The following is a 12,631-nucleotide window of genomic DNA, read 5'->3' as shown; positions in this document are numbered from 1 at the left end:
ACCGCCGCTGAGCGAACGAAAGCGCGCCGAAATCGCTATAGGTTCGATTCGTGACTGCCGCAGACCCGATCGTCGACGACCTGCGCGACGAAAGCGATGCCCTCGACGCACTGGTCGCCCCGCTGGACGCGGCCGGCTGGGCGGCGCCCACCCCGGCACCCGGCTGGACGCTCGCCCATCAGATCGCCCATCTGCTGTGGACGGATCGAGCGTCGCTCACGTCGATCACCGACGAACCCGCGTTCGGCGAACTGCTGACCGCGGCGTCGGCCGATCCGCTGGGCTTTGTCGACAAAGCCGCCGAGGAATTGGCGCTCACCCCGCCCGATCAGCTGCTGGCGCAGTGGCGACAGACCCGAACCGAGCTGCACACGGCGCTGCGCGGGGTCACCGAAGGGCGCAAGCTGCTCTGGTTCGGGCCGCCGATGAGTGCGGCGTCGATGGCGACCGCACGATTGATGGAGACCTGGGCGCACGGCCTCGACGTGGCCGACGCCGTCGGCGCCACCGTCGCGCCGTCAGCCAGGCTGAAATCGATCGCCCATCTGGGTGTGCGCACTCGCGATTTCGCGTTCAGCGTGCACGGGCTGACCCCGCCCGCCGAGCCGTTCCGCGTCGATCTGACCGCCCCCGACGGGACCCACTGGACGTGGGGTCCGGAGGATGCCGGCCAACGAGTCACCGGCTCCGCGATGGATTTCTGCTGTCTGGTCACCCAGCGCCGTCCGCGCGCCGAGCTCGACATCGTGGCCGACGGCGCCGACGCCGCGAGGTGGCTAGAGATCGCTCAAGCTTTCGCCGGACCTCCGGGTAAGGGTAGATAACGCACTGCAAGGCCGATACCTAGTTTCACTTTGTTATTTGCTGTCTGTTCGCTTTGCGTATCGTTGGGCGTGTTGAGCGCATTTTGACGAACGCGGTAAATGGTTGCCGCGGGCAGTATCATCGCCCTTCATGCGCTCCCGCCTCCTTGCCGCCGTCGCGGCGGGGACGGTGAGCCTCCTGGGGCCGGCCGGCTGCGCGTCCGCCCCCACTCCCGCGGATTCCGGTCAACCACCGCCGCCTGCCTCGGCGACGCTGCCGCTGCCTAGCTCCAACCCGTATGGCGGCGCGACGATCGACCCTCCCGCTGCCGCCGAGCCCGTCCTGACCGTCAAGGGCGGTAGCGCGCCGACGCTGTCACTGACCCTCGACGCGCTCAACGCCCTGGGCAGCCGGACCGTCACCCTCGACGAGCCCTTCGTGAAGCGACGGGAAACCTACGCAGGCGTGCCTCTGGCCGCGGTCCTCGACAAGGCCGGAATCCCTGACAGCGCAACCATCGACACCATCGGACTCGACGACTACCACTACATCAGCACCGCCAAGCCGATGATCGAGTCGCAGGCGCTGATCGCCACCGACCGAGACGGTGCGCCGATCCCCTACAACCAGGGTGGACCCATCCGGATCGTGTTCCCGGACGGCACCCCGCTGTCGTCGGTGCTCGACGCGTGGAACTGGAGCCTGGCGTCGATCACCGTCAAAGCGCCCAGCGGCCCCGGCTCATGATCAGCGACCAGTGGCTTACTCCGCCCGGCCCGCGACTGACCCTCAACCGCGGCCAACAGGTCGTCGCGGGTGTCCTCGTGCTGCTGCTGATCGCACTGGTCGTGGTCGGCATTCAGTCCTCGGCACAGCAGCGTGCGCTGTCCCACCTCGACGCCCGCAATGAAGCGGTCAGCACCAACACGTTCTTCACCGTGCGCGACTCACTCACCTACGTCGAACAAGCCCAGCAGTACCTTCTCGGTGTTGTCCCGCGCCGTGACGTTCAGGTGGCCCGGGCGCTGCTCGCCCAGCGCCTTGGCGTGATCGCTGCGAACGGGCTGACCGCCGCCGAGGCGGCTACCCCCCAATACCGCTGGGCGCTGGACGCATTGGACAGTGTGATCGCCGAGGCGCCGCCCGGTGTCCTGCCCGCCGGCGAGCGCGCCGAATGGGCCGGCACGATCCTGCCCAAAACCGAAGTACTGTCCGAAGCGACGCATGCGCTGGCCGCCGGCAGCCCGACCGGACTGCACCGAGTCGATCGCCTGACCGAGCAGGGTCTGTTGCGTGGCGGGGTCATCCAGCTGACCATGCTGATCGCCGCGCTCGTGCTCGCCGCGGCGCTGCTCTGGTGGGTCGCCGCCAACGTTGTGCGCCAGTACCGTTCCGCCCGAAGGGCTTTCGACGACGAGCGGGAAGCGCTGCGCAAGACCGAAGACCGACTTGATCGGGTCTCGGCCCTGGAACGCGGGCAGGCTCGCGTCCTCGAGCGAATCGCCACCGCCGACCCGGTGCCGTCGGTGCTGCGCCAGATCGTGCAACTGGCCGCCGAAGTCTCCGGGGCACCGGCCGTGCGCATTGCGATGGGCCCGCGATCCGTCGTCTACCCCATCGGCGCGGACGTGTCGGCGACGCCCGCCTGGACCGGGGCGGTCAATGACACCGCCGACGCCGCCGGGATGCTCGAGGTGTTCGGCGACGCGCAAGCCCTCGACGACCTGGCCCACACCGCGCTGGTGCGCTGCCGGGATCTGGTGACGCTGGCCCTCGAACGCGACGCCTCCGCGCGGCGGCTGTCCTACCAGGCCAGCCATGACGCGCTGACCGGACTGGCCAACCGCAGCCTGCTGCTGGCCCGGCTGTCGCAGAGTCTGCTGCTGGCCCGCCGGCGCGGTACCCCACTGGCGCTGCTGTTCTGCGATCTGGACCGCTTCAAGATGGTCAACGATTCGATCGGGCACGCCGGTGGTGACGAGTTGCTCATCGAGGCGGCGCGGCGGCTGTCGGGAACGACTCGTGACACCGACACCGTGGCCCGCCTGGGCGGTGACGAGTTCGTCGTGCTCTGCACGGAGCTGCCCGATCGGGCCCAGGCCATCGCGCTGGCCGAGCGGATTCGCGCCACGCTGAGTGCGCCGTACACGATCGACGGCAAGGAGGCGTTCGTCGACGCCAGCATCGGGATTACCTTCGCCGACGAATCCACGGTGTCGGGTGCCGAGCTGATGCGCGAGGCCGACGTCGCCATGTACCGAGCCAAACTCACCGACGGCAGTCACATCAACGTCTTCGACTCCCTTCTCGAAGCCGAGGTCGCCCAGCGCCTTGACCTCGACACCGCGCTGCGGCACGCGGTGGAACGCGACGAGCTGCGCGTGGGCGCCCAACCGATCGTCATGCTCGACACCGGGGCCGTCATCGGCTTCGAGGTGCTGCTGCAGTGGCACCGCCCCGGGCTGCCGGTGCTCTCGCCCGGCGCGTTCATTCCGCTGGCCGAAGACAACGGCATGATCGTCGAGATCGGTCGGTGGGTGCTGCGGGAGACGATCCGCACGTTGGCCCGATGGCGAGCCGACGGCTTGGCGCTCGACCTGACGATGTCGGTCAACGTCTCACCTCGGCAGGTCCGCGAGCCCGGGTTCGCCGAAGAGGTGCTGCACCTGCTCGATGTGGCCGGGCTACCGCCGGAATCGCTGATCATCGAACTCACCGAGCACGCCCTGGTGGACCTGCGGGTGGCCCATCCCACCCTGGCCCGGCTGCGTGAGGCCGGGGTGAGCGTCTCCCTCGACGACTTCGGAACCGGCTATTCGTCCCTGACCCAGCTGCGGACCCTGCCAGTCGACCAGATCAAACTCGACCGCTCCTTCGCCGCGGCGCTCGATGAGGGCGACGCCAAGCAGCGCGCCGTCGTGCAGTCGGTGGTGTCACTGGCCAGCGCGCTGGCGCTGGATCTGGTCGTGGAGGGCATCGAAACGATCGCCGAGCGCGACACCCTTCTGGACCTCGGGGCACGGACGGGCCAGGGTTTCCTCTACCACCAGCCGCTGCTGTGGGGCGCCGCGCGCGAACTGCTCGAGTCGGGCGGCGTCTGCGTGGTGTCCGCAGACAGCGATTACATCGCGCTGGCGTTGTCGGAGGCACCGTCGCCGTTGGTGTCGACCAGCGTGAGATCCCAGTGGCCGTCCCCGTCGGTGTCGAGGTAGCCGACGTCGAAACCTCCGTCGGGACCGGCGCGCAGCGCGCGGTCGGCCAACCCGTCGCGGTCCACGTCCATCAGCCGGTCGATCCGGCCGTCACCATCGAAATCGACTGCGCCACTTGAGGTGTGCGCGACCCCGTCGAGACCGAACCAGCGCAACGGACCGCCCGGCCCGGCCGGTGTCAGCGCCCAGGTGCCGGAACCGTCGTCGGTATAGAGACTTTCGACCCCGTCGTCGAGGTTGAGTGCGGCGTGGTCGGCCAGGCCGTCGTCATCGAAATCTGCCAGCCCGTCGTCGAAGACGCCGTCACCGTCGAGATCGAGGCGCACCCCGTCGAGATCACCATCACCGTCGATGTCAACGGCGGGCTGCCCACTGAACATCGTCGCCGTTCCGTCGCCAGATCCCAGGCAGTAGTCCATACCCTTCTCAGACGGCGGGATCGTCCTTCGCGTTCCACCACGACAGCAATTCGGCCACTGCTTCGTCGTGGGGCAGCGGCCCGCGGTCCAGGCGCAGCTCTTTGAGGAAGTTCCAGGCCTGTCCGACCTGCGGGCCGGCCGGGATGTCGAGCAGCCGCATGATCTCGTTGCCGTCCAGATCCGGGCGCACCCGCGCCAGATCCTCCTGGGCGGCCAGCTCGGAGATCCGCGTCTCGAGTTGGTCGTAATTGGCCTGCAGACGGGCCGCCCGACGCTTGTTGCGGGTGGTGCAGTCGGCGCGAACCAGCTTGTGCAACTTGGGCAGTAGCGGCCCGGCGTCGGCGACATAGCGCCGCACCGCCGAATCGGTCCACTTGCCGTCGCCGTAGCCGTGGAACCGCAGATGCAGATACACCAGCTGCGAGACGTCGTCGACCATCTGCTTGGAGTACTTCAGCGCCCGCATCCGCTTGCGGACCATTTTCGCGCCGACCACCTCATGGTGATGGAAACTCACCCCGCCGTCGGCCTCGTGGCGACGGGTGGTCGGCTTGCCGATGTCGTGAAGCAGCGCCGCCCACCGCAGGACGAGATCGGGCCCACCCTCATCCCCCGAGTCGCTGCGCTCCTGCCCCCTGGGACCTTCTAATTCCATCGCTTGGCGCAAGACCGTCAACGAATGCTGGTAGACGTCCTTGTGCTGATGATGTTCGTCGATGGCCATCTGCATGCCACCGATCTCGGGGAGCACCACCTCACCCAAGCCGGTCTGGACCATCAGGTCGAGGCCGGCGACGGGGTCGACGCCCAGCAGCAGCTTGTCCAGCTCGACGGCCACCCGTTCTACGGTGATCCGCCCCAGCTGCGGGGCCATCTCCGAGATCGCACGCCGCACCCGCTCGGACACGTCGAATTGCAGCTGCGAGACGAAGCGCGCCGCGCGCAGCATCCGCAACGGGTCGTCACCGAAGGACACCTCGGGTGCCGACGGGGTGTCGAGGATGCGCTCCCGCAAGGCCGCGAGACCACCGAGCGGGTCGATAAAGTCGCCGGGACCGTCGGCGGTGATGCGCACTGCCATCGCGTTGATGGTGAAATCGCGCCGCACCAGATCGTCCTCGAGCCGGTCGCCGTATTTGACCTGCGGGTTGCGCGACACCTGGTCATAGCTGTCGGCGCGGAAGGTGGTGATCTCCAGCCGCTCGTCGCCCTTGCCCACGCCGATCGTGCCGAAATCGATACCGGTGTCCCAGAGCGCATCCGCCCAGGGGCGCACGATGCGCTGCACGATCTCCGGCCGGGCGTCGGTGGTGAAATCGAGGTCCGTGGTCAGCCGGCCCAGCACAGCGTCGCGGACACTGCCGCCGACCAGGTAGAGCTCGTGGCCCGCCGCGGCGAACCGCGCGCCGATTTCGCGCAGTAGCTCACCCTGCTGGTTGAGCGCGACGAGAGCCCGGGCGAGCAGCTCGACGTCATCGGTGGCTTCGGACACGTGGCGTGAGCCTACTGGTCTACCGGCGAGTGCGGTCGGGACGGCATCGTGTGCCAGCTACTATCGCTTGGGTGTCGGACGGCGAACAGGCCAAACCACGACGGCGCCGGGGTCGGCGCCGTGGCCGTCGCGCGGCAGGTCCGGCGAATCCCACCGCAGCGGAGACCACAACCACGGAAACCTCCGACGCCATAGTCCCCTCCCCCGCCGCCAATAACGGCAACGGCCAGCCCCGTCCGGGCAAACCCGGCCGGCCCCGATCGGCGCGTCGCGCCCCGGCCCGGCTGCGCACCGTTCACGAGACCTCCGCGGGCGGATTGGTCATCGACGGCATCGACGGGCCGCCCGAAGGTCAGGTGGCCGCACTGATCGGCCGGGTCGACCGGCGCGGACGGATGCTGTGGTCACTGCCCAAGGGGCACATCGAACAAGGCGAGACCGCAGAAGAGACCGCCATCCGTGAGGTCGCCGAGGAAACCGGTATCCGCGGTCAGGTCCTGGCCGCGCTCGGCAGCATCGACTACTGGTTCGTCACCGAAGGCCGCCGCGTCCACAAGACCGTGCACCACTACCTCCTGCAGTTCTCCGGCGGAGAGCTGTGCGACGAAGACGTCGAAGTCACCGAGGTGGCCTGGGTGCCCGTCGGGGAGCTGCCGAAGCGACTGGCCTACGCCGATGAGCGCCGGCTCGCCGAGGTCGCCGGGGAACTGATCCAGCTCCTGCAATCCGACGGCGTCGCCGCGCTGCCCCCGCTGCCTCGCACCACCCCGCGGCGGCGCCCCCAGACGCATTCGCACACCCGCAACCGTCGCTCCGACGACGCCGGGCCGCGTCAATCCGGCCCGCGGACGAACGGCTGCGGACCGGGAACGTGACCATGCCGAGGCGGGCCGGCAGTCTGCCCCGGATCGTGGTGATCCTCGGTGTACTTGCCTTGCTCGCATTGCCAACGACCGCGCCGGCCGCTGCCGGCGAACCCGGATCGGCGCCGTTCCTGCAAGTTCGGGTGGACAGCGTCACGCCGGATCTGATCACCACCACCAGCGAGCCGACCGTCACCGTCACCGGCACCGTCACCAACGTCGGCGACCGGCCGGTGCGCGATGTCGTCGCCCGCCTCGAACACGCCGGCGCGGTGACCTCATCGGCAGGTCTGCGCACCAACCTCGACGGCGCCAACGACCAATTCCAGCCCGTCGGCGAATTCACCACAGTCTCGGCTGAAATGCAGCGCGGCCAGGCCGTCGGCTTCACCTTCAGTTATCCGATCCGCTCGCGCGACGCGCCGACACTGGGCATCGACCGGCCGGGGGTGTACCCGCTGCTGGTGAACGTCAACGGCACACCCGATTACGGTGACGCTGCCCGGCTCGACGACGCCCGGTTCCTGCTGCCGGTTCTAGGCGTGCCGCCCGAAGGGGCCGCCCCCGCAGCCGACACCGTCGCCGACGTCGTACCCCCCGACACCACCAAGCCCGTCGCGGTGACGATGCTGTGGCCGCTGGCCGACAAGCCCCGCCTGGCACCCGGCGTTCCGGGCGGCACCACACCGGTGCGGCTGATGAACGACGACCTAGCGGTGTCGCTGGCCGCCGGCGGCCGGTTGGACACGCTGCTGTCGGCGATTGAGTTCGCCACCAGCCCGGCCGTGGATCCGGGCGGCGAAACCACCCGCTCGGTGTGCCTGGCCGTCGACCCCGACCTGTTGGTGACCGTCAACGCGATGACCGCCGGCTACGTGGTCGCCGACGCGCCCGACGGGCTGGGTGCGGCCGCCCACCCCGGCACCGGGCAGGCCACCGCGGTGGCCTGGCTGGACAAGCTGCGTGGGCTGGCGAAACGGATGTGCGTCGCCTCCACCCCGTATGCGCAGGCCGATCTCGGCGCACTGCAGCGGGTCGGCGACGCCGGGCTCGACTCCGCGGCGACCGGCGCCGCCAGCGACATCATCGACCAGATTCTGGGCGTCACGTCCGTTCGCGGCGCCACGATCCTGGGTGACGGTCCGCTGACCCCGCCGGCGGTCGACCTGCTGAGCGGTCAGGGTCCGACGGTGGCGATCGCGGCCGCGGACTGCACCGCTCAGGACTCCGCCACCGGGGAGCCGATGATCGCGGACGTGACACCGCACCGGCTGTCGCCGCAGGTCGTGATGGCTCCATTCGATCCGGCCGTCGGCGCCGCGCTGGCCGCCGTCGGGACCGACCCCGACCTGCCGACCTACCTGGACTCGTCACTGACCGTGCCGCTCAACCACGACTCCACGGTCGCCCGCCGTCAGGACGCCGTCGCGTCGATGCTGTGGCGAACGCTGCAGCCGACGGCCGAACCGCGGGCCCAGATCCTGCTGCCACCGTTGAAGTGGAGCCCCCAACCCACCGATGCGCAGTCGATGCTGAGCGCGCTGGCCGCCGCGATCCACTCGGGGCTGGCCGTCCCGCGCCCACTGGACGCGGTGATCGAGCAGTCGACGGCGGCGGCCGCGGACGCGAGTCCCGGCGCCGACCTTCCGGGTGACGGCCGGGGCCGCTTCGACGACGACGTCGTCTCGTCGATCGCCGGTCAAGTCAGCCGGCTGTGGGGCCTGACCGGTGCGCTGACCACCGACCCGCGCACCGGGCTGACCGGACCGCAGTACACCGCGCCGCTGCGCGAGGACATGCTGCGCGCGTTGAGTCAGACCGAGCCCCCCGAGGAGCGCAACGATCTGGCCCGGCAACGGCTGGCGGCGGTCGGCACCACGATCGGCGACCTGTTCGGTGCGGTGACGATCGTCAATCCGGGTGGCTCGTACACGCTGGCCACCGAGCACAGCCCACTGCCGCTGGCGGTGCGCAACGATCTGGCCGTCCCGATCCGGGTGCGCCTGCAGGTCGACGCCCCACCGGGGATGACCGTCACCGACCTCGGCGAGCAAGAGGTGCCGCCGGGTTATCTGCCGCTGCGGGTTCCCATCGAGGTGCACTTCACCCAGCGGGTCGCCGTCGACGTCACGCTGCGCACCCCCGATGGACTGCAGCTGGGTGAGCCGGTACGCCTGTCGGTGCACTCCAACGCCTACGGCAAGGTGCTGTTCGCGATCACGCTGATCGGTGGCACGGTGCTGGCGCTGCTCGTCGGGCGCCGGCTCTACCACCGCTTCCGCGGCGAGCCCGACCCCGCCGACCTCGACCGCCCACGGCGGTCCAGCGCCGAGGGCCGCCGATGAAGCCGCCGCCCGGACGGCCGGTCGCCTACGTGCGGCCCGGCCCCCGCACCCGCGCGGTCCGGGCCGAGCTCTCCGACGCCGCGGTGGTGTCCCGCTCCTGGGGCATGGCGCTGGCCACCCTGATCAGCCGCATCACCGGGTTCATCCGGATCGTGCTGCTGGCCGCCATCCTCGGCGCCGCGCTGTCCAGTGCGTTCACGGTGGCCAACCAGCTGCCGAACCTGATCGCGGCGCTGGTGCTGGAGGCGACGTTCACCGCGATCTTCGTCCCGGTCCTGGCCCGCGCCGAACGCGACGACGCCGACGGCGGCGAGGCCTTCGTGCGCCGGCTTGTCACCCTGGCCACCACGCTGCTGCTGGTGGCCACCATCCTGTCGGTGGCGGCGGGCCCGCTGCTGGTGCGGCTGATGCTCGGCCACGACCCGAAGGTCAACCTGCCGCTGACCACGGCGTTCGCGTATCTGCTTCTGCCCCAAGTGATCTTCTACGGGCTGTCGTCAGTGTTCATGGCGATCCTGAACAACCGCAACGTGTTCGGGCCACCGGCGTGGGCGCCGGTGGTCAACAATGTGGTCGCGATCGCCACCCTGGGCCTGTATCTCATTGTGCCGGGCCCGCTCTCGATCGATCCCGTTCAGATGGGCAATGCCAAGCTGCTGGTGCTCGGTGTCGGAACGACGCTGGGCGTGGTGGCTCAGACCGCGGTTCTGCTGCTCGCGATCCGCGCCGAGCGGATCAGCTTGCGCCCGCTGTGGGGGCTCGATGATCGGCTCAAGCGGTTCGGCACCATGGCCGGCGCCATGGTGCTCTACGTGCTGATCAGTCAGATCGGCCTGGTGGTCGGCAACCAGATCGCCAGCACCGCGGCCGCGTCGGGCCCGGCGATCTACAACTACACCTGGCTGGTGCTGATGCTGCCGTTCGGCATCATCGGCGTCACCGTGCTGACCGTGGTGATGCCGCGGCTGAGCCGCAATGCCGCCGCCGACAACGGCCGCGCCGTGCTGGCCGACCTGTCGCTGGCGACCCGGCTGACGATGGTGACACTGATCCCGATCGTGGCGTTCATGACCGTCGGTGGTCCGGCGATGGGCAGCGCACTGTTCGCCTACGGCAAGTTCGGCGAGGTCGACGCGAACTACCTCGGCATGGCGATCAGCCTGTCGGCGTTCACCCTGATCCCTTACGCGCTGGTGCTGCTGCAGCTGCGGGTGTTCTACGCCCGCGAACAGCCGTGGACGCCGATCCTGATCATCATCGCGATCACCAGCGTCAAGATCGGGACGTCACTGCTGGCACCGCACATGACCGGGGACTCCGAGCTCGTCGCCGGCTACCTGGGCCTGGCCAACGGCATCGGCTTTCTGGCCGGCGCCATCCTGGGTTACCTGCTGCTGACCCGGACGCTGAAGCCGCCGCGCGGCAAGCTGCTGAGCCTCGACGTGGTCCGAACCATCCTGGTCACCACCGCCGCATCACTGCTGGCCGGACTGGTCGCCTACGTCATCGACCGGCTGCTGGGTTTGCATGCGCTGACCGAGCACGCCGGGGGCGTCGGTTCGCTGCTGCGGCTGCTGGTGCTCGGCCTGATCATGCTCCCGATCGTCGCCGCGGTGATGCTGACCGCGCGGGTGCCCGACGCCGTCGCCGCCTGGGGCGCGATCAAACGCCGCATCACCCGGACCCCGCCGCTGGTCGTCACACCGATGGCTGCACTCGACCGGCCGCAGGTCCCGACCCCGGTCACGTACCCTGAGCACAGCAATTCGTCCGGAACCGGGCACCGGCCACTCCGGTACGAGACAACGGCGGACGCTACGGGGAAAGGACCGGAGGTGAACGACCAACCCTCGGGCATGCTTCCCGCCGATTCCACCGGCGACGCGACCACGAAGATCCCGCGTCAGGCCGCCGACGATTTCCAGCCCGATGTGCCCGACGAGGTTGAGGTCGGCACAGTGCCGGCGTTCGATCCCCCGCACGAACCGGCCACGGAATCCACCGCGGCCACCGACGAGGACGAGACCCACCTCATCCCCGGCGCCAGCATCGCCGGCGGGCGTTACCGGCTGCTGGTGTTCCACGGCGGCCCACCGGGATTGCAGTTCTGGCAGGCGCTGGACACCGCACTGGACCGGCAAGTGGCGCTGACGTTCGTCGACCCCGACCGGACCATGACCGACGCACAGGTGCAGGAAATCCTTTCCCGCACACTCAAACTCAGCCGTCTCGAGCGACCGGGCATCGCCCGGGTGCTCGACGTCGCCAATACCGGAGCCGGCGGTCTGGTTGTCTCGGAGTGGATCCGGGGCGGGTCGCTGAAGGAAGTGGCCGACACCTCCCCCTCCCCCATCGGCGGCGCGCGCGCCGTCCAGGCGCTGGCCGCCGCGGCCGATACCGCCCACGGGTCGGGCGTCGCGCTGTCGATCGATCACCCCAGTCGGGTGCGGGTCAGCATCGAAGGCGATGTGGCACTGGCGTTTCCCGCGACGCTGCCGGGAGCGACCCCGGAGAACGACATCCGCGGGATCGGCGCGGCGTTGTACGCCCTGCTGGTCGATCGCTGGCCGCTGCCGGAGACGGGCGTGCCCAGCGGGTTGCAGCCCGCCGAGACCGACCCCGCCGGTGAGGCACTGGAACCCCGCGCGATCGACGGCGCCATTCCCTTCCAGATCTCGGCGGCAGCGGCTCACTCGGTTCAGGTCGGTGGCGGGATCCGTTCGGCGCCAACACTGTTGAATCTGTTGCAGCAAGCCACCGCGCTGGCCGACCGGACCGATCTGATCGAGCCGGTCGAACCGTCTGGTCCGCCGTCCCCGCAGCCTGCCGTCGGAGCCGAGGCCGAGGCGCAGGCCCGCCGCAGGCGCAATCTGCTCATCGGGGTGGGGGTCGGCGCGGGCATCCTGGTGATCGCGCTGATCGTGTTGGCCTCGGTGCTGTCCAGCGTCTTCGGCGACGTCGGTGGCGGCCTCAAGGGTGATCAGCTCGGCCTGAACCCGTCGACATCTCAGAGCCAGAGCGAGTCAGCCAGCGGCAGTACGGTCAAACCCGTTAAGGTGACGGTCTTTTCACCGGGCGGCGGTGCCGACAACCCGGATAAGGCTGACCTGGCCGTGACCGGCGGCCCCGGCACCGGCTGGACGACCGACACCTACACCGATCCAAATCCGTTCCCCAACTTCAAGAACGGCGTCGGTCTGCTGTTGCAACTGCCGCAGTCGACAACCGTCGGCGGTGTGTCGCTGACGGTGCCCAGCACCGGCACCCAGGTTCAGATCCGGTCGGCTTCCTCGGCCAACCCGGGCAGCCTCGACGACACCACCGCACTGACCCAGCCCACCACATTGCAGGCCGGCGCCAACACGATTCAGGTCGACGCGAAGTCGCCGACGACGTATCTGGTGGTGTGGATCTCGACGATGGGCACCACCGACGGCAAGAACAAGACCGAGATCTCCGGGCTGACCGTCAAGGCAGCGTCCTAGACTCGCGGGTT

The 12,631-nt window shown here is 69.5% G+C and carries 8 protein-coding genes; 6 read left to right on the top strand and 2 right to left on the bottom strand.

Annotated features, from left to right (window positions below):
* Positions 1-50: 50 nt before the first annotated feature.
* The 3 genes from SLQ31_RS00695 (at position 51) to SLQ31_RS00685 (ending at position 4,016) form a co-directional block, all read left to right on the top strand.
* Positions 51-824 carry a TIGR03084 family metal-binding protein gene (locus SLQ31_RS00695; RefSeq protein WP_319428757.1) on the top strand — a complete coding sequence of 258 codons (774 nt, stop codon included), beginning with the start codon at positions 51-53 and terminating at the stop codon, positions 822-824.
* Positions 825-954: 130 nt separating this feature from the next.
* Positions 955-1,551, top strand: coding sequence for a molybdopterin-dependent oxidoreductase (locus tag SLQ31_RS00690; protein ID WP_319428755.1), 597 nt, complete (start codon positions 955-957; stop codon positions 1,549-1,551).
* Complete coding sequence (locus tag SLQ31_RS00685) at positions 1,548-4,016, top strand: putative bifunctional diguanylate cyclase/phosphodiesterase (protein WP_319428753.1); 2,469 nt, start codon at positions 1,548-1,550, stop codon at positions 4,014-4,016. The genes SLQ31_RS00690 and SLQ31_RS00685 overlap by 4 nt, the downstream gene beginning before the upstream one ends.
* Here the strand turns inward: SLQ31_RS00685 and SLQ31_RS00680 are convergent.
* Complete coding sequence (locus SLQ31_RS00680) at positions 3,926-4,435, bottom strand: pullulanase (protein WP_319428751.1); 510 nt, start codon at positions 4,433-4,435, stop codon at positions 3,926-3,928. The two genes, SLQ31_RS00685 and SLQ31_RS00680, sit on opposite strands and share 91 nt — an antisense overlap.
* Before the next feature lie 7 nt (positions 4,436-4,442).
* Entirely contained in the window at positions 4,443-5,927 is a 1,485-nt protein-coding gene (locus SLQ31_RS00675) for a CCA tRNA nucleotidyltransferase (protein WP_319428749.1), read from the bottom strand.
* Positions 5,928-5,998: 71 nt separating this feature from the next.
* On the opposite strand from SLQ31_RS00675, the gene SLQ31_RS00670 reads away from it, so the two are divergent.
* Genes SLQ31_RS00670 through murJ form a run of 3 tightly spaced genes read left to right on the top strand, consistent with a single transcriptional unit; the run spans position 5,999 to position 12,620 of the window.
* Positions 5,999-6,802, top strand: coding sequence for an NUDIX hydrolase (locus SLQ31_RS00670; RefSeq protein WP_319428747.1), 804 nt, complete (start codon positions 5,999-6,001; stop codon positions 6,800-6,802).
* Between the two features lie 2 nt (positions 6,803-6,804).
* Positions 6,805-9,135, top strand: a complete 2,331-nt coding sequence (locus SLQ31_RS00665) for a DUF6049 family protein (RefSeq protein WP_319428745.1) — start codon at positions 6,805-6,807, stop codon at positions 9,133-9,135.
* Positions 9,132-12,620, top strand: coding sequence for a murein biosynthesis integral membrane protein MurJ (murJ, locus tag SLQ31_RS00660; protein ID WP_319428743.1), 3,489 nt, complete (start codon positions 9,132-9,134; stop codon positions 12,618-12,620). Before SLQ31_RS00665 ends, murJ begins: the two co-directional genes overlap by 4 nt.
* Positions 12,621-12,631: the final 11 nt, after the last annotated feature.

It is taken from the genome of Mycobacterium sp. RTGN5 (genome assembly GCF_033804465.1).
In the GTDB taxonomy this organism is placed as follows: Bacteria; Actinomycetota; Actinomycetes; order Mycobacteriales; family Mycobacteriaceae; genus Mycobacterium.
Note: the sequence above shows the minus strand (reverse complement) of the source record. Positions and strands in the feature narration are given on the sequence as shown.